Source organism: Chryseobacterium sp. MFBS3-17, assembly GCF_020687745.1.
Taxonomy (GTDB): domain Bacteria; phylum Bacteroidota; class Bacteroidia; order Flavobacteriales; family Weeksellaceae; genus Marnyiella.
Map to the genome: position 1 here is coordinate 35899 of NZ_JAJEWK010000006.1, position 25254 is coordinate 61152.

The 25254-nt window shown below is 44.1% G+C and carries 24 protein-coding genes; 16 read left to right on the forward strand and 8 right to left on the reverse strand.

The features are described 5' to 3' along the window. Positions 1 to 69 precede the first annotated feature (69 nt). Entirely contained in the window at positions 70 to 1875 is a 1806-nt protein-coding gene (gene typA, locus LKO26_RS03710) for a translational GTPase TypA (protein WP_227586497.1), read from the forward strand. A 110-nt stretch (positions 1876 to 1985) separates the two neighbouring features. On the opposite strand, the gene LKO26_RS03715 is transcribed toward typA, so the two are convergent. The 3 genes from LKO26_RS03715 to LKO26_RS03725 all read right to left on the reverse strand — a co-directional run bounded on the left by LKO26_RS03715 (position 1986) and on the right by LKO26_RS03725 (position 4444). Continuing rightward, positions 1986 to 2888, reverse strand: a complete 903-nt coding sequence (locus tag LKO26_RS03715) for a hypothetical protein (protein WP_227586498.1) — start codon at positions 2886 to 2888, stop codon at positions 1986 to 1988. A 390-nt stretch (positions 2889 to 3278) separates the two neighbouring features. After that, positions 3279 to 4253 (reverse strand): OmpA family protein, encoded by a 975-nt coding sequence (locus LKO26_RS03720; RefSeq protein ID WP_227586499.1) that lies wholly within the window; start codon positions 4251 to 4253, stop codon positions 3279 to 3281. 2 nt (positions 4254 to 4255) lie between these two features. Further along, complete coding sequence (locus LKO26_RS03725) at positions 4256 to 4444, reverse strand: hypothetical protein (RefSeq protein ID WP_227586500.1); 189 nt, start codon at positions 4442 to 4444, stop codon at positions 4256 to 4258. 273 nt (positions 4445 to 4717) lie between these two features. Between LKO26_RS03725 and LKO26_RS03730 the strand changes: the two genes are divergently transcribed. The 4 genes from LKO26_RS03730 to LKO26_RS03745 all read left to right on the forward strand — a co-directional run bounded on the left by LKO26_RS03730 (position 4718) and on the right by LKO26_RS03745 (position 10399). Continuing rightward, entirely contained in the window at positions 4718 to 6286 is a 1569-nt protein-coding gene (locus LKO26_RS03730) for a glycoside hydrolase family 10 protein (RefSeq protein WP_227586501.1), read from the forward strand. A gap of 15 nt (positions 6287 to 6301) precedes the next feature. Continuing rightward, a complete protein-coding gene (locus LKO26_RS03735; RefSeq protein ID WP_227586502.1) occupies positions 6302 to 7069 on the forward strand; it encodes a TIGR02757 family protein in 768 nt (255 codons plus the stop codon). Between the two features lie 24 nt (positions 7070 to 7093). Continuing rightward, positions 7094 to 7636, forward strand: coding sequence for a DUF1003 domain-containing protein (locus LKO26_RS03740; protein WP_227586503.1), 543 nt, complete (start codon positions 7094 to 7096; stop codon positions 7634 to 7636). A 147-nt stretch (positions 7637 to 7783) separates the two neighbouring features. Then, on the forward strand, positions 7784 to 10399 hold the full coding sequence (locus LKO26_RS03745) for a choice-of-anchor L domain-containing protein (protein WP_227586504.1): 2616 nt from the start codon (positions 7784 to 7786) through the stop codon (positions 10397 to 10399). 342 nt (positions 10400 to 10741) lie between these two features. On the opposite strand, the gene rsmA is transcribed toward LKO26_RS03745, so the two are convergent. Then, the gene (gene rsmA / locus LKO26_RS03750; RefSeq protein WP_227586505.1) at positions 10742 to 11512 is read right to left on the reverse strand and encodes a 16S rRNA (adenine(1518)-N(6)/adenine(1519)-N(6))-dimethyltransferase RsmA; all 771 of its coding nucleotides are present in this window, start codon (positions 11510 to 11512) and stop codon (positions 10742 to 10744) included. 165 nt (positions 11513 to 11677) lie between these two features. Between rsmA and LKO26_RS03755 the strand changes: the two genes are divergently transcribed. From LKO26_RS03755 to rluF, 5 genes are all read left to right on the forward strand, one after another. Then, on the forward strand, positions 11678 to 12574 hold the full coding sequence (locus LKO26_RS03755) for a cell division protein FtsX (RefSeq protein ID WP_227586506.1): 897 nt from the start codon (positions 11678 to 11680) through the stop codon (positions 12572 to 12574). A 2-nt stretch (positions 12575 to 12576) separates the two neighbouring features. Further along, a complete protein-coding gene (locus LKO26_RS03760) occupies positions 12577 to 12879 on the forward strand; it encodes a DUF3098 domain-containing protein (protein WP_227586507.1) in 303 nt (100 codons plus the stop codon). Between the two features lie 91 nt (positions 12880 to 12970). Further along, the gene (locus tag LKO26_RS03765; protein WP_227586508.1) at positions 12971 to 13786 is read left to right on the forward strand and encodes an undecaprenyl-diphosphate phosphatase; all 816 of its coding nucleotides are present in this window, start codon (positions 12971 to 12973) and stop codon (positions 13784 to 13786) included. A 117-nt stretch (positions 13787 to 13903) separates the two neighbouring features. Continuing rightward, the gene (truB, locus tag LKO26_RS03770) at positions 13904 to 14617 is read left to right on the forward strand and encodes a tRNA pseudouridine(55) synthase TruB (RefSeq protein ID WP_227586509.1); all 714 of its coding nucleotides are present in this window, start codon (positions 13904 to 13906) and stop codon (positions 14615 to 14617) included. Between the two features lie 20 nt (positions 14618 to 14637). Next, on the forward strand, positions 14638 to 15360 hold the full coding sequence (gene rluF, locus LKO26_RS03775; RefSeq protein ID WP_227586510.1) for a 23S rRNA pseudouridine(2604) synthase RluF: 723 nt from the start codon (positions 14638 to 14640) through the stop codon (positions 15358 to 15360). 32 nt (positions 15361 to 15392) lie between these two features. On the opposite strand, the gene LKO26_RS03780 is transcribed toward rluF, so the two are convergent. Beyond that, positions 15393 to 16766: a helix-hairpin-helix domain-containing protein gene (locus LKO26_RS03780; RefSeq protein WP_227586511.1), complete on the reverse strand. Its 1374-nt coding sequence runs from the start codon at positions 16764 to 16766 to the stop codon at positions 15393 to 15395. A gap of 93 nt (positions 16767 to 16859) precedes the next feature. Beyond that, positions 16860 to 17201: a MerR family transcriptional regulator gene (locus LKO26_RS03785; protein WP_227586512.1), complete on the reverse strand. Its 342-nt coding sequence runs from the start codon at positions 17199 to 17201 to the stop codon at positions 16860 to 16862. 127 nt (positions 17202 to 17328) lie between these two features. Between LKO26_RS03785 and LKO26_RS03790 the strand changes: the two genes are divergently transcribed. Then, on the forward strand, positions 17329 to 18150 hold the full coding sequence (locus LKO26_RS03790) for an SMP-30/gluconolactonase/LRE family protein (protein ID WP_227586513.1): 822 nt from the start codon (positions 17329 to 17331) through the stop codon (positions 18148 to 18150). On the opposite strand, the gene LKO26_RS03795 is transcribed toward LKO26_RS03790, so the two are convergent. Then, positions 18147 to 19457: a DEAD/DEAH box helicase gene (locus LKO26_RS03795; RefSeq protein ID WP_227586514.1), complete on the reverse strand. Its 1311-nt coding sequence runs from the start codon at positions 19455 to 19457 to the stop codon at positions 18147 to 18149. The genes LKO26_RS03790 and LKO26_RS03795 overlap by 4 nt on opposite strands. Before the next feature lie 257 nt (positions 19458 to 19714). Here LKO26_RS03795 and rpsA point away from each other — a divergent pair, with 257 nt between their 5' ends. From rpsA to LKO26_RS03810, 3 genes are all read left to right on the forward strand, one after another. Next, a complete protein-coding gene (rpsA, locus tag LKO26_RS03800; protein WP_227586515.1) occupies positions 19715 to 21496 on the forward strand; it encodes a 30S ribosomal protein S1 in 1782 nt (593 codons plus the stop codon). Positions 21497 to 21620: 124 nt separating this feature from the next. Next, a complete protein-coding gene (locus LKO26_RS03805; protein ID WP_227586516.1) occupies positions 21621 to 22529 on the forward strand; it encodes a DUF3078 domain-containing protein in 909 nt (302 codons plus the stop codon). Positions 22530 to 22710: 181 nt separating this feature from the next. Beyond that, complete coding sequence (locus LKO26_RS03810; RefSeq protein WP_227586517.1) at positions 22711 to 23145, forward strand: VOC family protein; 435 nt, start codon at positions 22711 to 22713, stop codon at positions 23143 to 23145. A 70-nt stretch (positions 23146 to 23215) separates the two neighbouring features. Here LKO26_RS03810 and rplS read toward each other — a convergent pair whose 3' ends face one another. Continuing rightward, a complete protein-coding gene (rplS, locus tag LKO26_RS03815) occupies positions 23216 to 23569 on the reverse strand; it encodes a 50S ribosomal protein L19 (protein ID WP_227586518.1) in 354 nt (117 codons plus the stop codon). Between the two features lie 306 nt (positions 23570 to 23875). Here rplS and LKO26_RS03820 point away from each other — a divergent pair, with 306 nt between their 5' ends. Further along, a complete protein-coding gene (locus tag LKO26_RS03820; RefSeq protein ID WP_227586519.1) occupies positions 23876 to 24577 on the forward strand; it encodes a CoA transferase subunit A in 702 nt (233 codons plus the stop codon). Positions 24578 to 24579: 2 nt separating this feature from the next. Further along, on the forward strand, positions 24580 to 25236 hold the full coding sequence (locus LKO26_RS03825; RefSeq protein WP_227586520.1) for a CoA transferase subunit B: 657 nt from the start codon (positions 24580 to 24582) through the stop codon (positions 25234 to 25236). The last annotated feature ends 18 nt before the right edge of the window (positions 25237 to 25254 follow it).

Genomic DNA, 25254 nt, shown 5'->3' on the forward strand with positions numbered 1-25254 from the left:
AAAATAATTAAAATTAAATCTTTCTGCTCTCAGATAAAAAAGCTATTTTTGCGCCGTCAAAAAAAGTTTATGCAAAATATTAGAAATATTGCAATTATTGCACACGTTGACCACGGTAAAACTACTTTGGTAGACAAAATTATTCACGCTACCAATATCTTCAGAGAGAATCAGGAGTCCGGCGAGCTGATCATGGACAATAATGATCTGGAGCGGGAGCGTGGAATTACCATTCTTTCAAAAAACATCTCGGTGACCTACAAGGATACCAAGATTAATGTAATTGATACCCCCGGTCACGCCGATTTCGGTGGTGAAGTAGAGCGGGTTCTGAAAATGGCTGACGGGGTAATCCTGCTGGTGGATGCCTTTGAAGGCCCCATGCCACAAACCCGTTTCGTTTTGCACAAAGCACTGGAACTGGGTCTGAAACCCATTGTGGTCATTAATAAAGTAGACAAGGAAAACTGCCGTCCGGAGGAAGTTCATGATCATGTTTTTGATTTGTTCTTTAACCTGGATGCGACCGAAGAGCAACTGGATTTCCCAACGTTCTACGGATCATCCAAGCAAGGCTGGTTCAATACTTCCCTGGAACCTGCAGACAGTATTCTGCCACTGCTGGACGGAATTTTGAAATACGTTCCGGAACCAAAAGTAGAGCAAGGCTCCCTGCAAATGCAGATTACTTCCCTGGATTTTTCATCGTTCCTGGGCAGAATTGCCATTGGTAAAGTAACCAGAGGAACCCTTTCTGAATCACAGTGGATTGGTCTGGCACAGGAAGACGGCAAAATCATCAAAGGAAAAGTAAAAGAGCTGTATGTTTTTGAAGGGCTTGGCAAGAAGAAAGTTCAGGAAGTTCATGCCGGCGATATCTGTGCTGTGGTAGGATTTGATGCGTTCCAGATTGGCGATACTTTTGTGGATCTGGAAAATCCGGAGCCATTGTCCCGTCTGGCGATCGATGAGCCTACGCTGAACATGACCTTCTCCATCAACAATTCACCGTTTTTTGGTAAAGACGGAAAATATGTTACCTCTAATCACCTGAAAGACCGTCTGGAAAAAGAGCTGGAAAAAAACCTGGCACTGCGGGTACAGCCCACAGATGAAGCCAATACCTTCCTGGTATTCGGTCGCGGGATTCTGCACCTTTCAGTTCTGATTGAAACCATGAGAAGAGAAGGATATGAAATGACCATCGGGCAGCCTCAGGTTATTTTCCGCGAAATTGACGGGGAGAAGCACGAGCCATACGAATCCATGGTGGTAGATGTGCCTGAAGAATTTGCGTCAAAGGTTATTGACCTGGCTACCCAAAGAAAAGGAGACCTGCACATTATGGAAACCAAGGGAGAAATGCAGCATCTGGAGTTTGAAATACCATCCAGAGGACTTATTGGTCTTCGGTCTCAGATGCTTACAGCTACAGCCGGTGAAGCCATTATGGCGCACCGTTTCAGTGAGTACAAGCCATTCAAAGGTGCTATTCCGGGAAGAACAAATGGGGTGCTAATAAGCAAAAATCAGGGTCCGGCTACGGAATATTCCATTGCCAAACTTCAGGATCGTGGTAAGTTTTTTGTAGATCCGGGAGAGGAAATCTATGCCGGAATGATTATTGGCGAACAAAATAAGCCCGGTGATCTGGTGGTAAATATTGTGGAAGCCAAGCAGCTGAACAACATGCGCGCCGCCGGGAAGGACAAAGACGGCAGCATTGCTCCGAAAACATTGTTCTCACTGGAAGAATGTATGGAGTACATTCAGGGAGATGAAGCCATTGAGGTTACGCCGAATTTCATCCGTATGAGAAAGAAAATTCTTTCGGAAGAAGAAAGAAAAAGAGTGGAAAGAACTGCTAAAGCTTAAATTTTAAGCTTTCTTATTCATATGAAGCCGTCCCGATATCTGAATTCGGGACGGCTTTTTTTATATACTGAAAATCAAGAATTGAGAAATTTTCCGGCACTTTTTTTACTTTACAGCACCTTCATACATTCTTTGGTTCTTTTGTGGGTGAATTTTTTGTATAAATCTCTCTTTTTGGGCAAAGCTTGTACTTTATTTAATCCATATTGAGCATCAATAGCTTCAGATTCTGCGGTGGCATCTGCACTATCACCGAGCTGGGTTTCTAAGCACTCTTTTTTGCGTTTATCGAGTTCCGTGGTGCTTTGTTTATTCATCCTGTCGATTAATTTGCATAAGCGAAGCTCGGTCTCCAAACGATTTTGAATCAGTCCTCTGGTGGGGTCCTGCATGGCTGCCATTGCATTTTTTACTTTTGAATCATTCAGCATGTTGCCTCTGGTGGTTTTACTGAGCAGGTCTTGCTGTTCCGTTAGCATCCGTTTTTTTTCAACAGCAATCTCATGTTCAATGCGGGAGCATTCGCTTTCCTTTATTTTCGCAGGTTTGTTCTGTTCTTTCTCTATTTCTTCGCCGGCTTTGGTATAAAATTCTCCTTCAGCAGATTGAAAATCAGCAAGATTTAAAGATATATTCACTTCTTTCCATTTTACGGCGACAAAAGAATTTCCTGTGGCCGGCTTCATTTCTGTAACCATATAGATCGCTCTGTCTGTTTTTAGATATCCAATTCCCGAATAGCCGGTCATTTTGCTCACCTTTAGTTTTTCTGCCGGCGGATAGCCGCAAAACAGGAAAGTTGGTGATTCGCTGCTGCCTGCTTTGTATTTGTACGCCACAAAATTTTGTGGAAGCGTTCTCAAGTTACCCGAATGCTTAAAAATCCAATAGTTACTGGCGGGAATCATAGGGGTATAGTTTGCTATTTCGGTATTCATAGTTGTGTACTTCTTTTCTAAAACGCCTTTTTTTAATCGGTTATAAAAAGATAGTACCAAACCTTTCGGACTCATGTAGGTGAGTTTGAAATCTTTACTGTCGATGTCAAAATTTTCATTTCTCAAAGTTGCCCGTTTTTCAGTTCGGGTAGCGATGGCTCCTGTGGTTGTATTGATGTATAAGTAAATTTCTACAGGTTGGTCTTTAATGGTAGTGTTGATGAGGACAAATTTGTCGAAGCGAATGATTCCGCCCAGAGTTTCTTCGCCGGAATAGCCTCTTTCTAAATAGGGCACATCTAACAAGTTGGTTAGTTCCCGCGGGATATTTGGTCTTTGCCCGAAAAAATAGGTTGTGGAAAAAACAGATAATAGTATGAAGAAAGTTTTCATGGCTTACCATTTTACAAATTCTACCGGGCGATTTTTGGCTTTTCCTTCATTAGACGAATTGCCGGAAATGGGCTATGATTCACCCATTCCAACAGTTGTCATCCGGTGTGCAGCAATAGAAAATTTATTCTGCAGGTAATTTTTTACTGCAATCGCTCTTTTTTCGGAAAGGATTTGATTGGCTTTGTCTTCTCCGTCGGCATCGGTATGGCCAATGATTTTAATTTTCATGGATGTCTTTTGTTGCAAAGTTTCACCAATTTCATTTAAGAGGGTGTAGGAAGAAGTTTTGATGATATCGTTATTCACATCAAACAAAATATCATTGGTAGTAAATTTGCCTTCTTTCTTCAACTGTTTGGCAACCGAACTTCTTGCATCGTTAGTTGCTTCTGTGATGCGTACATTGCCTACCAAAACGCCTTGTTCACTTGCAGGAATGGTGTACACATTGGTAATGAAAAAATTATTTCTCATTCCCGAAGTTAAAGCTCTGGGCAAATCGATGAGTTTTTCTCCGTCAAAATATACCCGGATTCTGCTTCCGTTTATTGCCATGGCTACATGCAAAACTTCGTTTTCGTACTGGGTAAGCGGAAAATTATTTTTGTTGCCGATTAAATCCCGCAAGCCATATTCCACAGCCTGTTCGTTTCGCTCATCGTAGTGATCAATCATGACATAGAATTTCTCTTTGTAGTACAAATCTTCTTTCAGGATATTTTTTACAGGAGTTAAACCGAATTCAATTCTTGGGGTTCTTCCGGCTCCTGAATTTTGAAGAAAAAGATCGAATTCAATGGTGCAATTTTCGGGTAAAGTTTTGCCGGTTTCCGGAGCAACTACAGAATTGTGCGTAATGCTGAACCATTTTCCGCCAAGTCCGTTAATGGTAGTAACAGCACCGCTTCCGGTGGTATTCCAATGGGCAGGAAAATCGCCGGGACCGTCTTTGGAAAAATCATCGTCAAAAATAATTTTTTGATCCTGCAATAAAGTCGCTCGTAGTTTTAGCGGCACTTTTTTTATGGGTTGCAGGACTGCCACTTTTAGCTGAAGTTATTTCTGTTCTGTTTCTTTTTTCCACTCAGAATGCCTTCTATGGCTTCATCCGTCTTTTGTTCTGCTTTTTGCTCTATTTTTCTTTGTGCGGCGTCCTTTATTCTGTCTAAAATCTGTGCATGAGAAACGCCAAATGTAAAGACTAAAATAATGAGATTGGTTTTACCAAATTGCATGGTGAAAAATTCGGTAATTAAATATAAAATAAAAATTACAGATAGCCAATGCCTCTGTTAAATATTTATATTTACTTAAGTAATCTGACTTATTTAATGCGTTTTCCTATAACTTAAATCTTTCAAGTTGTGATTTTGATATCCACCCTTCGTAAAGCTTTTGTGAAACTATATTTAATACCAAATACGCAGGCATTTCACGAACACATGTTCAGGTCTTTAAAATCTGTTAAAATGTTTTGTCGGTGTATTATTTCTGTTATTTTTGTCCTTATGACAAAATATTCACTGAAAGCCACGCCATTGCTTGTGTTGATGATGATTATCGGGGCGTGCTCCTCACAGGAAAAGCCCTTGAAAAGCCCCATAAAACCAAAGGTTCAGACCGTAACCGTTGAACCCGAAACGGCAGCGTCGCCTGCTGCACCACGGTTGCAACTTCCGGCGGTAAACCGGGAATTCCGCGGTGCGTGGATTGCCACGGTGGCAAATATCAACTGGCCTACCAGAAATAACCTTTCCACAGAGCAACAAAAAGCGGAAGCCATCCGCCAGCTGGATTTGCTGAAAGATCTTCATTTCAATGCAGTAATTTTTCAGGCCAGACCTGCTGCAGATGCTTTCTATCAGAGTGAACTGGAGCCGTGGTCCTATTTCCTGACCGGCCAGGCCGGGCGGGCACCGCAACCTTTTTATGATCCGCTGGAATTCTGGATTACCGAAGCCCATAAAAGAGGTATGGAGCTTCACGTATGGCTGAATCCATACCGTGCTCACCATACCACCGGCGGCGCGCTCAATAGTTCTTCTATGGTGCGCAGAATGCCTGCCGAGATTGTGAAACTGCGGAACGGAACGTATTGGTATGATCCGTCTAATCCCAAAACTCAGGATCATGTGTCTGCGGTGGTGCGGGATCTGGTGAAAAGATATGATCTGGATGGGGTGCATTTTGATGATTATTTTTATCCCTACCGGGAGTACAACGGCGGGCGAGATTTTCCGGATAATGAAACCTGGAACGCATATATAAATTCCGGAGGAACGCTGAGCAGGGCAGACTGGCGCCGGGGAAATGTAAATAGATTTATCAAAAGAATATATGAGGAAATCCGTGCCGAAAAAAGCCATGTGAAGTTCGGGATTTCCCCGTTCGGCATCTGGAAATCTGGTTTTCCGGAAGATGTTTCCGGTACCTCACAGTACGATGAGCTCTTTGCAGATGCCCGTTTATGGCTGAATGAAGGCTGGGTAGATTACTTTGCCCCGCAGCTGTACTGGCGGGAAGAAGGCCCGCAGCGGTTTTCGTCATTGCTGAAATGGTGGGAGATGGAAAATACCAAAAAAAGGCATCTCTGGCCCGGACTGAATACCGTGGGGGTAAAAGATGTGCCGGACCGGCCTGCTGAAATTCTGAAGCAGATATCCCTCTCGAGAAATATTCTGCAGGACAGTGACGGTGAAATTCATTACAGCATTGCCGGACTTCTGAACAGTCCGCAGATGCAGTCTGCGCTGAAAAACGGTCCATACCGGGAAAAAGCACTGGTGCCTGCCAGTCCGTGGATGCCTGCAGTGCCGGTAGCAAAACCATCCTTGCAGGTGAAGCATGCTGCAGATCATTATACGGTTCATTGGCAATCCAAAAAGCCGGAACAGGTCTTCCGCTGGGTTCTGTATGCACGGTATGGAAATACATGGGAAACAGAAATATTGGAAAAAATTCAGGAAGTTCCCCCGCTGGCCGCTGTGAAGCATGGTCAAAAACTGAATACCGTAGCGCTGAAAGCTGTGGACCGGCTGGGGAATGAAAGTGACTACGATTCCAAGGAAATTCGCTAAAAATTGGACACGAAAATGGATCTTGATTTCATTAAAAATTATCTGGAGGAAAAAGCAGACCTGTATAACCGGCCGGAGTTTATAGAACACGATCCCATACAGATTCCGCACCGTTTTTCTGCTGATGAAGACCGGGAAATAGCCGGTTTTCTGGCTGCAACCATTGCCTGGGGCAACCGCAAAAGTATTCTGAATTCTGCCAATAAAATGCTGGAAAGAATGGACGATGCGCCCTTTGATTTTGTGATGAATTTTGAGGAAAAAGATGGCGGAGCTTTCAGCGGACAAAGCATTCACCGGACTTTTAACGGTGAAGATTTTGTGTTTTTTCTGAAAAACCTGCAGCGGTTGTACCGCACGCATGGCAGTTTAGAGCCTTTATTCAGATTAGAACCGGGTGAATCCAACTTTTATCACAGTCTGGAGCGCTTCCGGACTGCATTTCTGGGTGGTGTGCCGCACCGTGCGCATAAGCATGTGAGTTCCACTTACAAAAATTCATCGGCCAAGAGGCTTATGATGTATCTGCGGTGGATGGTACGCAGGGATAACCGGAAAGTAGATTTTGGCATCTGGCATCAGCTGGATCAGCGTTATCTGTCCGTACCGCTGGATGTGCATACCGGCAATATTTCCCGTCAGTTGGGTCTGGTTTCCAGAAAGCAGAATGACTGGAAAACGGTAGCAGAGCTGGACGAAGTGCTGCGTCGTTTTAATGCAGAAGACCCTGCCCGTTATGATTTTGCACTGTTCGGTGTGGGGGTAAGCGGAGAAATACTTTAACTTTAAGGACTCAAAAGATTCAATATGAAAGTGACCAGAGAAAACGCAGAGCGCCTGAGTGTGCTGGAGAAAATTGCCAACGGAATTATGTGGTGGGTAGGTTCGGTGCCGTCTCTGGTGGTGCATACCGTGTTGTTTCTCACGGCGTTTCTGCTGCCGGCATTCGGATTGGTGAATTTTGATAAAATGCTGCTTACCCTGACCACAATTCTGTCGCTGGAAGCCATTTATCTCGCTATATTTATCCAGATGTCCGTCAATAAAAGTTCAGAGCATATAGAAGTGCTTCGGGAAGATGTGACCGAAATTCAGGAGGATATAGAGGATATTCAGGAAGATATTGAAGAGATTTCCGAAGATATAGAAGACATCAGTGATGATATAGATGAAATTCAGGAAGATATAGAAGATATTGCCGAAGATGATGAGGAAGAAGATCCTACAGAGCGTGCCAAAAATGTCATGCTGAAAAGCAATGTCTCTACCAATAAATCTGCTATAAAATCATTGAGGGATAAGATTCAGGAGCTGGAAAATCAGATTGAAAACCTCAGAAGTGAAGAATAATTCATTATTTATTGCATAGTAAATTCCATTATTTCAATGGTTTATACTTTTGTTGTAACATGGCGAAAATTTAACGTGTTTTTGTTGCTGTTTCAGCAGAAATAGTTCTATATTTGTTTAAAACTTCGTAAAATGCTAAATTATCGATTGAAAAACTACTTAAGTATTACCATTGTTTCCTTTTTTGTTCTGTTTTCGGGCTACTCCTCATCGCAGGAGAGGAAGCCGGCGAAGAAAGAGATTCCTCCGATGGCAAAGGCTGGAGATTATATAGATGTTAATGTTCCGCCATATCCGGAATCCAACTTTACACCGACACAATTAGTGACGGATGTACTGATTGGTTCCTCTACAGTTTGCGGAACTCCCAATGTTTCCAATGTAAGTATATCACCTAATCAACCGGTTTCTGATAATAACAGATTCTGGGGATATTTTAATAAAGGTACTTCCAACTTTCCGTTTGATGCAGGAATTGTGTTAACTACCGGATATGCAAGAAAGGCGGGGAATGTTGCAGAAAGTTCTATGAATGATGATAATGGAGGAGGAAGTGATGCAGACCTTGTAGCAGCAGTTAATCCGTCATCATCAGTTAATGATGCCGGAATTTTGGAGTTTGATTTTGTTCCGTCGAGTACCCAGATGAAGTTTAATTTTATTTTTGCTTCTGAGGAGTATACCGGCTCTTTTCCATGCCCGCCTTCAAGTTTTGATGATGCATTTGCGCTTTTATTAAAGCCAAATCTGCCGGGTGCCGTGTACCAGAATCTTGCGGTATTACCTGGTGGAGCTGGTCCTGTTTCTGTTACTAATATTTTACCAGCTTCATTTAGTTGTGGCCCCATTAATGCTCAGTATTTTGGATCATTACAACCCAATGCAACCAATTATAATGGGATAACTATGCCTCTTACTGCGCAGGCTGATGTAATACCGGGACAATCTTACCACATAAAAATGGTAATTGCTGACGTTCGCGATGGTATATATGATTCTGCCGTATTTCTGGAAGCAGGCTCTTTTGACATCGGTGTTCAGATTCTGGATCCGGCAGGGGTTGCCCTGCCACCGGAAATTGAAATGTGTGACAACACCCCTACGCCCCTTGCGGCTTCTGTGCAGGTTGCCGGTGCTCTGTATCAGTGGTATCTGGGCAATAATCCGATACCCGGAGCCACCAATGCGGTATATGTAGCCACACAGCCGGGGGTATATTCCGTGGAAGTGTATATACCGGGAAATAACTGTCCGGGAGAAGCGTCCATCACCATTCTGGGCGGTACATCTGCTACGGTGCAGGATGTGACGCTGACACAGTGCTACGGTCCAAGTAACGTATTGTTCAACCTGCTTCTCACCCAGCCGCACATCAGTACTACACCGGGGGTGACCTATACTTTCTATGAAAATCTGGCTGATGCACAGGCACAGAACAGCAACTATATTACCAATCCTACTGCATATTCCAGTCCGGGAAATCAGACCGTATATGCACTCGTAATGTCCACATTCTGTCCGGCCATTGCAGAGGTAGAGTTGGTGAAAGCAGAACAAATAGTGGTTGATATTGCCCAACCTGGAGCGATCAACTGTACCGATCCGCAGATTACACTCAATGCGCTGGCATCTGTTTACCCTGCAGGATCCGTATTCAGTTGGGTGGCCACTAACGGAGGATATATTTTCTCTGGTGCCGATACGCTTACACCTGTAATTGCATCCGGAGGAACCTATACGCTCACCATTACCAAAGCCTATCAGCCCGGTGATGTTGTCTGTTCAGTCTCCGGCAGTGTGACGGTTTCCGAAAGCTTTACGCCGCCGTCTGTAACGGTAATGGCTTCAGACACCCTGGTTTGCCAGGGCGAACCGGTAACCCTTACCGCATCCGGTGGAGTTTCCTACGTATGGAGTCACAGTGCAGATCCTACCGATACCATAACGGTGTTCCCTACTCAAACAACTACCTATACCGTGTATTCTATCGGGGTTAACGGTTGCCAGTCTACCAATCCGGCCAGCATTACCGTAACGGTGATTCCTGCTATATCGTCTCCATTGCAGGCCGTTTCCGGCCAGATTTGTGTGGGCGACAGTATTACGCTGGATGCCGGTGCCGGACCGAACTATACCTACACATGGTATGATCCGGATGATGCAATCATCGGAACTGCCCAAACCATAACCGTAGATCAGACCGGTATCTATACCGTGGTGATTGATAATGGCGAATGTTCTGCAACCTTTACCACCTCTGTAATAGAGGCGCAGGTTCCGCAGATTATCAATGCCATATTCCAGACCAATACCCTGACGCTGGTGGCGAGTAATCCAAGCAACGGACCACTGGAATATTCCATAGACAATGGCTTCACATGGCAGGATTCCAATATCTTTACCAATGTGGCTGCCAATGTGACCCTGACCATTCAGGTGCGGGTGAAACATACGTCCTGTGTGGGAACGCTGATTTATTTCACACTCCATATTCAGAATGTGATTACGCCAAATGGTGACGGTGTGAATGACGTGCTTGATCTGAGTGGCATCAGCAGATATGATGATTTCGCAGCCACTATCTTTGACCGTTACGGTAAAGAATTGTGGAGAGCATCCAGAGAACAGGCGGTGTGGGATGGACGAGCACAAGGCAGAAGTATTCCTACTTCCACGTACTGGTATCAGATACAGTATGAAGATCCGGCAAGTAAGACTCTGGTACAGAAATCCGGCTGGATCATGTTGAAAAACAGAGAGTAAATACAGAAAATATAATCATTAACCCTTCAGCGATGGAGGGTTTTTTTGTGGGCAATGATGACCGCATTAGTGGAAGTGATTTTCACCATCCGGGAAAAGTTCTTGAAATGGATTTTGCAAAAAGGTGAAGAACAATAAACAGTAGGGGGAAACTCAATTGTAGTCTCCGGATCGACAAAGGTTTCGAGCCACAGAAGAAGTGTCAAACCTCAACATAGCCCCGATCGCAGTGGCTACCCCGCACGGATTCCCGCGGTTTTAACCGCGGGAATCCGGAGGAGTAATAGCGGAGAGCGGGAGAGACCAGTGAGCGGAACCCTGAAACGTGCTGCTCCTTAAAAATCAAAGCGCAGCCGCCCACTCACACGTAAATGAGATGAAGTCCTGTACAGAGAGTTCCTCCGCACGTTTGTCCAGGAAAGGATGGCCAGAAAGTACCGCCGGAATCCCGAGTGTTTTCAGTGCATTGGAAAGTTTTTTCCTTCTTTGATTGAATCCCGCCTTGACAATTTTTTCAAACAGTTTCTCATGTCCTTCCAGACCTGCTTTTACATTCCTGCTGAGCCGTATGACCCCTGATTTTACCTTCGGTGGCGGATTGAATACATTTTCATGTACCGTGAAAAGATACGTGACATCGTAATACGCCTGAACCAGTACCGAGAGTATGCCGTAACTTTTGGTCCGCGGTACAGCGGCCGTACGTTCTGCTACTTCCTTCTGAAACATGCCCACCATCTCCGGAATGATCTCTTTATAATCCAAAATTTTAAACAAAATCTGGGAGGAGATGTTATACGGAAAGTTACCAATGACCGCTATTTCGCCATCACCGACAAAGGAAAAATCGGTTTTCAGGAAATCGCCCGTGAAGGTCTTGTCTGTAATCTGACTGTAATGATCTTTCAGATACTGAATGGATTCGGCATCTATTTCTGCCAGATACAGAGTTATATCCTGCTCCAGCAGGTATTTGGTAAGCACGCCCATGCCCGGGCCCACTTCTATAACAGACCGGTACCCCGTATTGCTGAGGCCTTCTACAATTTTTCGGGCGATATTCTCGTCGGTGAGGAAATGCTGACCGAGATGTTTTTTGGCTTTCACGCTCATAACAAAAGAATTCTGATTCTGAAATTCGGGAAAATCCGGTGACGGGTTGGTGCCGCTGTCTGACGCTTTTATCAGCGGATGTTTAAGTTTTTTTTAACACCGAAAATCTTTATTTTACGGCAAATTACGGAAGTTTTTTTCTATTTTAGCCAAAAATTTTGATTAATGGCAAGAACAGTGGAAGATTTTAATCGCAGAAGGCTTAGATCGAGCAATATAACGGTGGTCATCAGTATCGCCCTGGTACTCTTTCTGGTTGGGCTTTCCGGTTTGATTTTAATCAATGCGCAGAAGTATTCGGACTATTTGAAAGAACAACTGGTGGTGAACGCTTATTTCGATCAGGATTATAACCCGAAAGATTCAGCAAAAATAGCCGGTCAGGAACTGAATGCAGTGGAAAAAATAAAGCAACTGACCCCGGTGAAGAAAGCAACGTATATCAGCCGCGACCAGGCTTCCAAAGAAGCCCGCACCAGTCTGGGAATTGATACCGAAAAGCTTTTTGACGCCCATATTTTCCCCTCTTCCGTAGAAATTGCATTGAAAGCTGATTTTATGGATTCTGTAAAAGTGAATGACGCCATTAAACAAATCGCTGCCGTTCCCGGAATTGTAGAGGTGAAAAATAATTCAGAATCACAGCAGATCTATGAAAACCTCAATACCATTCTGAGATGGATTCTGGGCTTCTCCGTCCTGTTCCTGATTCTCGCCTTTGTACTCATCAACAACTCTATCCGTCTAAAGATTTTCTCTAAACGTTTCATCATCAAGACCATGCAGCTGGTAGGTGCCAGACGCAGATTTATCCTCATGCCTTTTATTAAGGAAGCGGTTATTCTGGGAGTATTGGGTGCCCTGCTGGGAATCATTGCCCTTTTCGGCGTGTGGTACTATTTTACAGAAACCATTCAGACCCCGTTTGTGCAGGATACGAACCAGTATATTTTACTGGTGGCGGGCATTGCCCTGGCCGGGATTTTAATTACAGTCTTCAGTACCATAGTGGCTACCTGGAGATTCCTGAGATCTAACATAGACGATTTATACTACTCGTAATCATGGCGAATAAAAAACATCAGTTCTCGGCCGATGATATTGGCAAAAAAGATGCGGTAACTTCTCAGAATAAAGGATTCTACTTTGGTCGCGAGAATTATAAGTTCATGCTCATCGGGCTTGCATTTATTGCAGTGGGATTTCTGCTCATGATGGGACCGGATGCCAATACGGTAAACGGGAAATATGATCCTAATGTCTGGAATGACGGGATTTTTTCCATACGCCGCATCAGGATTGCCCCGCTGCTCATCATTCTGGGTTTTGCCATCGAGGTGTATGCCATTCTGAAGAGAAATAAATAATATAAACACGTTTCAACTTTGTCAAAGTTGATCTTTAACGCGTGAGAACTTCTATCGCGGTAAACTTTGACAAAGTTTTTTTACCACACTTATGGACTTAATCAAAGCAATCATCATTGCCATCATAGAGGGTTTGACGGAATATTTGCCCGTGTCATCTACCGCACATATGATCTTTACCAGTTCCATTTTTGGGATTCAGGAGGATGAATTTGTAAAAATGTTTCAGGTTTCCATTCAGTTCGGAGCTATTCTGGCGGTGGTGTATCTGTACTGGAAGAAGTTTTTTGATTTCAGCAATCTCAAATTTTATTTTAAACTGGCCGTGGCCATCATTCCGGCACTCATCCTGGGATATATTTTTGATGATAAGATAGAAGCTGTACTAGGAGATCCTGTGCCTATTGCTATTGTACTGGTGCTGGGCGGTATTGTGCTTCTGTTTATCGACCGGATTTTTAAGGTACACACCATTGATGACGAAAAAGATATTTCCTATAAAAAAGCATTTACCATTGGGATCTGGCAGTGTCTGGCCATGATGCCGGGCATGAGCCGCAGTGCCGCATCTATCATCGGAGGGATGCAGCAGAATCTGACGCGCCGGGCAGCGGCAGAATTTTCGTTTTTTCTGGCGGTACCTACCATGCTGGCGGTTACGGTGTATTCTGTCTTCGTGAAAGGCTGGGGACCGGAGGGTGCGCAGCAGAAGGGTTACGAAATGATTCTGGCTTCGCAGGACAATATGATCAGCTTTGCGGTAGGAAACGTGGTCGCTTTTGTAGTGGCGGTGATTGCCATCAAGTTTTTCATTGGCGTGCTTACCAAATACGGCTTCAAGCCCTGGGGCTGGTACAGAATCGTCGTTGGGATTGTATTGCTGATTTATTTTACACAGTTTAAATAATTTTATTTTGGGCAGCTTTTCCGCCTTCCACTCCCAATCTTTTGCTCGTCCTGCGTCCTCACAAAAGGATTTCCGCTCAAGTCGGGCTGCGGGTTTCAGCATCAAAGACTATTAAAAATGACAGAGACAGATTTCTTAGAAGGTCAGATTCTTCTGGTTGACAAGCCACTGGACTGGACTTCCTTTCAGGCGGTAAATAAACTCAAGTATAAACTTAAAAGAGAATTCCCTGAACTGCCGAAAAAATTCAAAATAGGCCACGCCGGAACTTTGGATCCGCGCGCTACGGGTCTGCTTATTGTCTGTACCGGCAAATTCACCAAGAGAATCCCGGAAATTCAGGACGCTCCCAAGGAATACATCACCGAAATCAAAATCGGAGTGCAGACCGAATCTTATGATACCGAAAAACCTGAAATTCTGCATCAGGATTATGCTCACCTCACACCGGATATCATTCGGGAAACATTGCTGAAATTTGTAGGGGAGATCAATCAGAAGCCGCCGGTTTTCTCAGCCATAAAAATAGAGGGCAGCCGGGCGTATGATTTAGCCAGAAAAGGGCAGGCAGTGGAAATGAAATCCCGGAAAACGACCATTAATTATATCGAAAATGTAGAAATAGATCTGCCTTTTGTGCGTTTTACGGTAGGCTGTTCCAAGGGAACCTACATTCGCAGTCTGGCTCACGATATCGGCCAGGAATTGGGCGTAGGTGCCTATCTCACTGCCTTGCGCCGTACCAAAATCGGAACCTATCGCATAGAAGACGCTTCCACGAAGTACCTGGATGATGATTTCCGTTTTTCAGATATTGATAATTTTGACTAAATTGAAGTTTTATTTTGTTCATGGAAAAAACCCGCATCAATAAGTATCTGTCAGAATCAGGGTATTGTTCGCGCCGGGAGGCAGACCGGCTGCTGGAGCAGGGAAGAATTACAGTCAACGGAGGGGTGCCGGAACTGGGCACTAAGGTTTCAGATGAAGATGAAATCCGGGTAGATGGCGCATCCATCCGGAAAACTGAGGAAGAGCATGTGTACATTATGCTTAATAAGCCCATCGGCATTGTATGTACCACAGATCAGAAGCGCGAGAAAAATAATATCGTGGATTTCATCAACCATCCCAAGCGTATTTTCCCGGTCGGCAGGCTGGACAAACCCAGCGAAGGTCTTATTTTGCTCACGTCAGACGGTGATATTGTGAACAAAATTCTTCGTGCCAGAAACAATCACGAGAAAGAGTATATTGTACGGGTAGACAAGCCCATTACACCACAGTTTCTTCATAAGATGCGTAATGGCATTCCCATTCTGGGCACGGTGACCAATAAATGTGAGGTAGAGCAGATAGACACCCTCACATTCCGGATTATTCTGACTCAGGGACTGAACCGTCAGATCCGCCGCATGTGCGAATATGTAGGGTACGAGGTGAAGAAACTGAAACGAATCCGCATTATGAACATCAAACTGGATGTGCCTCTGGGGAAATGGCGGGATCTCACTGCATCTGAAATGTCGGACCTGCGTTTGCTTTTGGATGATTCACAGAAAACCCACGACTGAAGTCGTGGGTTCGGCATTGTTAATATGAGGATTTACCTGAGGTAAAGTTTCATTTTTGCTTCATATTCCGGCTTAACTTTGATCAGTTTCCAGATTTTCTTTTCGTCATCCGGATGGCTCAGACGCCAGTACACAATTTTATCTGCAGAGTATTTGAAGTAGGGGTGGGTTTTCAGCCAGCTTTCGGGGGCATCCAGCAAAGTATATTTTTCCACCTGGGCGGTGTTCAGTAGGGCAGTAGCTACAAGTTGTTCTGCCAGTGTGCGGTCTATATCATAGCTCTCAAAAATCTGCTGCGCGTTTACAAAGCCACCGAGTTTTTTGCGGAATGCGATGAAGTTTTTGGCGGCACGGCTGTCAAAACCGAATTCAGTGAGTTGATCATAAGTGATTTGGTTGAGATCGGTTTGGCTGAAATCGGTTTGCTCCGCAGAGGATTTGGGTGCCGGTAAGGCGGGTGTTTCCACAGCAGGGTGGTTGTTTTCGGGGTTGAGAATCAGATAAGGCGCCAGCCTTTTGAACTGATCTTCGGAAACTACGAAGCAGTTTTTCAGATCGTCAGCTGTTTTAAAACTGCCTTTCAGGATTTTATTTTTATAATTCATAATGACCGCCGCTTGTTTTTCAGAAAAACCAAGGGCTTTCCACCCTTCAGCGTCCAGGATGTTGGGGTCAAAGGGTTTTAGCTGCACTGCTTGCTTTGCTTGTTTTATATGGTTTACGTCAAATTCTTTTTGTCCCGGATTCGCAGGGCTGGTTTCGGGTAAAAGCAGATAAGGAGCGAGTTTCCGGTAATTTTCTTCACTGATGATGAAGCAGTCTCTGAATTTTTCTTTACTTAAAAAGCTGCCGCCAAGGTATTGCCGGTATTTTACGATGGCTGCAGCTTGTCTGGCACTGAACCCTATGTTTTCCCATTGTGCAGAACTGTACGTATCGGGATTGAATTTCCCCGGAATTGTAAGCTCCTTTCTGGCATGGTTCACAGATCCCCTTTTGGTATAATTTGATCCATGGTTATTAGATTCTACCTCTTTTTCCGGTAACAGTAAATAGGGTGCCAGGGCATTGTATTTTTCTTCGGATACGGCGTAGCATTTCTGAAACTGCGCTTTGGAAGTAAATGCCCCGCCTACCACTTCCTTATACTTTAGGATGGTGGAGGCTTGCTTTTCGGTGAAACCGATGTTCATCCATTGTTTTTTGTCAAAATCATTCGGGTCAAATTCCATTAAGGCAATGGATTGTCCGTCTTTCATTTCTTCAAAAACAACATCCTGCATAACAGGAACATCTGCTGCACCGGTTTTACTGTAAAAAAAGATTCCGGTGAATGTGATCACTGCCAGAAAACCAAGCAGGATGACCTGCTTTTTTTCCACTGAGAATTGTAGGGTAGTGCTCATAATTAAATTTCTTTGTACAAATTTAACAGCACTTATAGTCTACTTTTTAAGGGAAATCCCCGTTTCCGATACAGGAAAATCACCCTTTTTTTTCTATTCTGGTTTTTCTGTGAGCGATTCTTTAAGTTTCTGTAATTCAGCCTTTACGAACTCCAGCCGGTCTATAATAGAGATGGTTTCAGAGATTTTACTGTTGGTGGTGAGCGCAATTCGGGCACCATCCAGCGTATAGCCTTTTTCTTTTACCAGATGGTAAATAATTTTCAGATTGCCCACATCTTCCGGTGTAAAATAGCGGTTTCCTTTCTTGTTTTTTTTGGGCCGCAGAATTGGAAATTCCTGTTCCCAATAGCGAATCAGCGAGGTGTTGACATTAAATGCCTTGGCAACTTCGCCTATTGAATAATACAGTTTGTCCGGTAAATTGAGTTTCATTGTGAAGAATCAGATTTTCAAAGATAATTATTTTTAATTCTTTTCCGCAAATCCGCATCAGGAATGGTTTGCACTTTCCGGTTTGCAGGATTTTTGCACTTGTTTGCGGAATCATAAAACGGAAGCAATGAGATTGATAAAAGGAACATTAAAACGATTGTCAGACCGGTTCAGTTTTACGGAGGGGCCTGCCGCAGATTCTGCCGGAAACGTGTACTTCAGTGATCAGCCGGAAGATCTAATTTACCGCTGGGACTGGAAATCCGGAAATATTGATCTTGTGACGGATAAATCCGGACGTGCAAACGGGTTGTGCTTCAACGCACACGGGGAGCTACTCTGTTGTGCCGATGAGTCCGGGGAAATCAGGAAAGTTTTGCCCGATGGCAATATGGAGGTTCTGGTTGCCGGACCTGCCGGTAAAAGGTTTAATGGACCTAATGACCTCTGGGCAGACGGTTCAGGCGGAGTTTATTTTACAGATCCGTTCTACGACCGGACCTACTGGAATTGTGATGCAGATTTTGTTCCGGAAAGAAATCTGTATTATCTGGACAAAAATGGTAAACTCTGCACATTGGAAGCATTTCAGCAGCCCAATGGAATTACCGGGAGCACTCTCTTAAAGAAACTATTTGTGTCTGATATTGATGCCGGCCAAACCTGGGTGTACGACATCGCCGGGGTAGGCCATCTTGCAAAAAAGAAACTGTTTTGCAATTTCGGATCAGACGGAATGACGCTGGACAGTGAAGAAAATCTGTATCTTACCGGTGATGGCGTCACCATCTTTAATAAATGGGGCGAAAAAATTGAAACCATAGCTGTTCCGGAAGACTGGACGGGCAATCTTACCTTCGGAGGTCCGGATTTTTCCACGATTTTTATTACGGCATCCCGGTCCGTGTTTACACTGGAGATGAATGTCCGGGGTATGCAACAGCGCTAATAGGCAATTTCAATTTTCACCTTTTTGCCCTTTAACTTTTCTGCAGTCAGGTTTTTCAGCAGCTGCACGGTTTTTTTACGGTTCACGGCCACATAGGCGGTGGTGTCTTTTACTTCTATAAGGCCAATGTCCTCTTTTTCCAGTCCGCCTTTCTTAATCAGATAGCCTACAATGTCTACCTTATTTACCTTATCCTTTTTGCCGGCACTGATGTACAGCGTCTGGTTCGGAGTCCGCTCTGGCACCGTGGTGAAACCGGTAACATCCTCAGTGGGTGTTTTTTTTGAGTCGATGAAAGGGAAATGTTCTTCTTCGGTCATGATGAGATAGGCATAGCCTTTGGCTTTCATTCTAGCGGTTCTGCCATTCCGGTGAATGAACGCATCCTCTTTGGGTGGCAGTTGGTAGTGCACGATGGATTCTACCTCGGGAATGTCCAGTCCGCGGGCTGCAAGATCAGTGGTAATCAGTATCCGGGCAGAATCATTCCGGAATTTCAGCAGGGCACGCTCCCGTTCATCCTGTTCCATTCCTCCGTGGAAAGTTTCGCAGGCAATCTTTTTGCCCTTCAGTAATTCAGAAATTCTGCCGGCCGCATCACGGTGATTACAGAAAATAAGGGTTCTTTTGTTTCCGATTTTACAAATGAGCTGAAAAAGCGTATCCAGTTTTTCTTCGGGCGTTGTCAGCACTTTTCTGAACTGAATATCGGGTTTGTCTTCCCCAGTTTTCAGGAAACTGACGATTTTTTCCTGTTGCAGGCCGGTGAATGGCGGTATTTCTTCCATGGCTGTGGCAGAGGTCAGTATCCGCTGTTGCAGATTCGGAAAAGAGCTGATGATGAATTCCATATCTTCCTGAAAGCCCAGCTCCAGTGCTTTGTCAAATTCATCCAGAACCAGCGTGCTGATGCTTTGCGGATCAAAATTTGCGTTTCGAAGGTGGTAGGCCACTCTTCCGGGCGTGCCGATGAGGACTGCGGGGGCCTCCTTCAGATTGTTGACTTCAATTTTTTTGTCGTGTCCGCCATAGCAAACGGTGACTTTAAAATCGGTCCCCATTTTTTTGAAAACCTGCTCGGTTTGCAGCGCCAGTTCGCGGGCCGGAACCAGAACAACGGCCTGGATGCCGGTGGCAGCTGGGTTCAGATTCCGAAGCACCGGAAACAGAAAAGCCAGGGTTTTCCCCGATCCGGTGGGCGACAGGAGCACCATGTCTGTATGGTTTTCAGAGGCTGTGAAGGCAGATTTCTGCATCTGATTCAACTCCTGAATCTGAAGTTTATCAAGAAAAGGCTGTATTTGCATGGCGCAAATTTACGGGAAAGTATCGGTTTTGGCTGCCTTGCCGGGTTTCAACTTTGCGAAACCTGCATCAATGCTTTTATTTTTAGCCCAAAATTTAGAAATAATTAGGTCAGGATATCAAATATTTCCTTAAATTTGCACCACTTTTGTGGAAACCCTTTGGCGAAGTTAAAACATTAACAATTAACATCTTCCGTATTTTTCATCTGTCCACAGTAAGCCGGGGAATGAAAATGAAGGAATACAAATTTTTTATTATGTCTGAAATTAAAGACGAGGTTCTGATGAACCAAAACGTAGCACCTGAACAATTTGACTGGGATTCTTTCGAGTCCGGACTGGATGCTGATGCAAGAAAAGAAAAAAGTGACCTGGAGGAAATCTACAAAGGATCACTGACCAATCTTGCTGATAATGATGTGCTTACCGGAAAAGTGGTTAGACTTACCGACAAAGAAGCCATTGTAGACATCAACTTCAAATCTGAAGGTGTGATTTCTCTGAACGAATTCCGTTACAACCAGGGTCTGCAGGTAGGAGACGAGGTTGAAGTAATGGTAGACAGAAGAGAAGACAAAACAGGTCAGTTACAACTTTCTCACAAAAAAGCCAGAACACTGAAGGCGTGGGATAAAGTAAATGAACTGCACGAAACCGGAGAAATTGTAAATGGTTACGTGAAATCAAGAACTAAAGGAGGTATGATTGTAGACATACACGGTATTGAAGCATTCCTTCCTGGTTCTCAGATCGATGTGAAGCCTATCAAAGATTACGATCAGTACGTAGGAAAAACCATGGAGTTCAAAGTGGTTAAAATTAACCCTGAGTTCAAAAACGTGGTGGTTTCTCACAAAGCGCTTATCGAAGCAGATCTTGAAGGTCAGAAAAAAGAAATCATCGCTCAGCTTGAAAAAGGACAGGTTCTGGAAGGAACTGTTAAAAATATTACTTCTTACGGAGTATTCATCGACCTTGGCGGCGTAGACGGACTGATCCACATTACCGATCTTTCCTGGAGCAGAGTAAACCACCCATCCGAAATCCTGGAAGACGGACAAACAGTGAAAGTGGTAATTCTGGATTTCGACGACGAGAAAACAAGAATCCAACTGGGTATGAAGCAGCTTGAACCACATCCGTGGGATGCACTGTCTGCTGATATGAAAGTGGGTGACAAAGTGAAAGGAAAAGTAGTTGTTCTGGCTGACTATGGTGCATTTGTAGAAATTGCTCCTGGTGTAGAAGGTCTGATCCACGTTTCTGAAATGTCCTGGTCTACTCACCTGAGATCTGCCGGAGATTTTGTGAAAGTAGGAGATGAAGTAGAAGCAGAAGTACTGACTCTGGACAGAGAAGACAGAAAAATCTCTCTGGGCATCAAGCAATTGTCTAAAGATCCATGGGAAAATATCGAAGCGAAGTATCCTGTAGGTTCTCAGCATGTAGGAACCGTAAGAAACTTCACCAACTTCGGTGTATTCGTAGAGCTGGAAGAGGGAATTGACGGTCTGATCTACATCTCTGACCTTTCCTGGACCAAGAAAATCAAACATCCGTCTGAGTTCTGCGCAGTAGGAGATAAATTAGATGTAGTGGTACTGGAACTGGATACTGCTTCCAGAAGACTTTCTTTGGGTCACAAACAACTTCAGGAAAATCCATGGGATAAATTTGAATCCAAATATGCCGAAGGAACCGTACATGACGGTAAAGCTACAGATGTATTCGATAAAGGAGCTCAGGTTCAGTTCGAAGATGCTGAAGTAGAAGCCTTCTGCCCGTCCAGACTTCTGGAAAAAGAAGATGGTACCAAAATCAAAAAAGGTGAAGAAGCACAATTCAAAGTAATTGAATTCAACAAAGAATTCAAGAGAGTGGTGGTTTCACACACCGGTATCTTCAGAGAAGAAGAAAAGAGAAATGTAAGAGAAGCAAGCTCCAAGCCTGCCGTTACATCTTCAGGTGAAGAGAGATCTACACTGGGAGATATTGACGCTCTTGCAGAACTGAAAAAGAGAATGGAAGGAGGTGAGTAATCACTGAATCCGTTACTGAATAAAGCCACTTCGAAAGAAGTGGTTTTTTTATGTTTACATCCATGACTCTGAGCTTTTTTTAATATTTTGTAAATTTGCATCCTCATTAAAAATTTAAACTTTTATGAAAAAATTATTAGGGTTCGCTGTTCTTTTTTGTGGCATGGCAGCGGCGCAGGAAGTACAGGAACCGGTACAGGATTCACTGAAAAGCTGGTCTGTAGAAGGACAACACACGCTCATGCTGAACCAGGCAGCTTTCTCTAACTGGGTAGGCGGTGGTGCCAATAACATCGGGTGGATTGCCGGGGTCAATTATAACCTGACCTATGAGCAGGACAAAGATCTTTGGGAGAATATTGTAATTTTGGGCTACGGGCAGAATGATACCAAAGGAATCGGCAGCAGAAAAACCCAGGACGTTATCAACCTTTCTACCAACTACGGACGTAAAATCGTCGACAACTGGTACGCATCTGCCGGTGCAAGCCTGCTTACCCAGTTCGGGCCGGGTTACGAAGATGGTAACAATCCGGAAGCGGCCAAAATTTCCAACTTTATGGCACCGGGTTATGTAAATCTGGGAGTCGGTTTTACCTACAGGCCTAATGATAATTTCACCATGACCCTGCGCCCGGCCAATGCCCGCTGGACTTTTGTGCTGGATGATGATTTGCAGTATGCCGGAAATTACGGCCTGAAAAATGACGGTGATTCCTCACTCTTTCAGTTTGGTTTTCTGGGTACCGCACAATATAAAGTGCAGCTTATGGAAAATATCTCCCTCGTGAATACGGCTTCTGTCTTTTCCAATTACCTGGAACATCCCGAACGGCTGGTGTTGTCTTACGGCGGTGTGCTGAACATGAAAATCAACAAATACATCTCTTCTGTAGTGACTGTAGATCTGGTGTATGATCATAATCAGATTCAGAAAACCCAGTTGAAACAGACCCTGGGTGTCGGTTTTGCATATAATTTAGAGAACGGTAAAAAACGATCAGAGAATAAAGATCATCAAAGCTGGAAATAGAAATTTCCACCTCATGAAACTCCTGCCTGGTGCGGGAGTTTTTTATAATGATTGTTTTTATGTCTTATGACAAGAATAATATTGAGAGAAAGTTTTAACTTTGATTGAGTAAAACATTTGGAGTGTACCGTATGGCGCTTCATCTGCATCATATTATAATGTATAACCAAAATAATCTGTTATGAAATTAAACCCTTATCTGAATTTTGACGGAAACTGCGAAGAAGCTTTTAATCATTATAAAAATGTTTTCCGCACCGGATTTGCCGGCAATGGCGTGATGAAATTTTCTGATGTCCCCGGAGAAGGCATGCCTCCCATGTCTGATGACATAAAAAACCGTGTGATGCATGTAAGCATACAGCTCGGAGACCAGATGCTGATGGGTTCTGATACCATGCCGGGTATGGGCAAACCGTTCTCTTCCGGAATCAATAACTACATCAGTGTGCATCCGGATTCACGGGAAGAAGCAGACCGCATCTTTGCAGAGCTTTCTGAAGGCGGTGAGGTGGAAATGCCGATGGAAGATCAGTTCTGGGGAGATTATTTCGGCAGCCTGATCGATCGGTTCGGCACGCCGTGGATGATTAACTTTAATGAAGCCTACAACTAACTTCATTCCTTTAAAGCAAAAACCCATCAGAATAATTTTCCTGATGGGTTTTTTATGGTTGTTGTCTGAATTACTTTTTGTAAGCAGCGTCTTTAATTCTCGCTTTTTTACCTCTCAGGTTTCTGAAGTAGTAGATTCTTGCTCTTCTTACTCTACCTCTTCTGTCTACTTCAATTTTTTGAAGTGCAGGCATGTTGATTGGGAAAACTCTTTCTACTCCTACATCACCACTCATTTTTCTGATGGTGAAAGTTTTGGTAGCACCGGTTCCTCTCAGTTGGATTACCACACCTTTGAAGAACTGAGTTCTGGTTTTGTTTCCTTCTTTAATTTCTGTGTAAACGGTGATGGTGTCACCCGCTTTGAATTCAGGGAATTCTTTTTTAGCAATGTACTTATCCTGTACGTACTTTAATAAATCCATTTTTGTAATAAAAATTTGTTGTCAAGCTAAGCAACATTCACGTCCTTCGTCAGAGGTTGGTTAACAGGTTGCAAAAATACTACATTTTTTCTATACTGCAAATGTTTTATGCTTTATATTTTACTGTTTTTAAACCGGTTAAAATAAACAAGGAGCCAAAGCTACGGGCGCATATAAATTGTTACAACAGAGGTGGGGAATTCAGATAAATTGCCGTATTTTTATCAGCAGAAAACGCCACGGCGGTTTCCGGATCGGTTTTTACACTGGACGGAGGCTGGATTGCGCAATAAATCTAAAAGAATTATGATAGACAAAAGAGTGAATAATGCCAAAGAAGCCATTGCTGGTATTACAGACGGTATGACGGTGATGCTGGGCGGTTTCGGACTGTGCGGAATCCCCGAGAATTGCATCAGTGCCCTGGTAGATAGCGATGTGAAAAACCTGACCTGTATTTCCAATAATGCCGGCGTAGATGATTTCGGATTGGGCTTGTTGCTTCAGAAAAGACAGATTAAAAAAATGATATCCTCCTACGTAGGAGAAAATGCAGAGTTCGAAAGACAAATGCTCTCCGGCGAACTGGAAGTAGAGCTCACGCCGCAGGGAACACTGGCCGAAAAGTGCAGGGCAGCACAAGCGGGTATTCCCGCATTTTATACCCCCGCAGGCTACGGTACCGAAGTGGCAGAAGGGAAGGAGGTGAAAGAATTCAACGGTAAAATGCATATACTGGAGCACGCTTTTCAGGCAGATTATTCCATCGTAAAGGCCTGGAAAGGAGATCATGCCGGTAACCTTATTTTCAAAGGAACCGCCAGAAATATGAATGCGCCCATGACGGGAGCCGCCAAAATTACCATTGCCGAAGTGGAAGAACTGGTAGAGCCTGGCGAACTGGACCCCAATGAAATCCATATTCCGGGAATCATGGTGCAGCGGATTTTTCAGGGTGAGAAATTTGAAAAGAGAATTGAACAGAGAACCGTTAGAAAAAGAAATTAATCATGGCATTGAATAAAGAACAGATAGCACAAAGAATATCCAGAGAACTGAAAGATGGTTACTACGTAAACCTCGGAATCGGGATCCCGACACTGGTGGCCAATTATGTGCCGGAGGATATTTCCGTAGAATTTCAAAGTGAAAACGGCGTGCTGGGCATGGGCCCGTTTCCGTATGAAGGTGAAGAAGACGCAGACCTGATCAACGCCGGTAAACAAACCATTACCACTCTGCCGGGTGCTTCTTTTTTTGATTCGGCATTCAGTTTCGGGATGATCCGGGCGCAGAAGGTAGATTTAACCATCCTTGGTGCCATGGAAGTCGCTGAAAACGGGGATATTGCTAACTGGAAAATTCCGGGGAAAATGGTGAAAGGAATGGGCGGCGCTATGGATCTGGTAGCCTCGGCCGAAAATATCATTGTCGCCATGATGCATGTGAACAAAGCCGGCGAAAGTAAAATCCTGAAAAAATGTACGCTTCCGCTTACCGGCGTAGGTTGTGTGAAAAAGGTAGTGACGGAACTTGCCGTCATGGACGTAACACCTCAGGGCTTCAAGCTGCTGGAGCGTGCTCCGGGGGTTTCTGTGGAAGACATCATTAAAGCTACAGAAGCAGAGCTGATTATTGAAGGAGACATTCCGGAGATGCAGTTCTGAACGTAGAATACCAGTCAT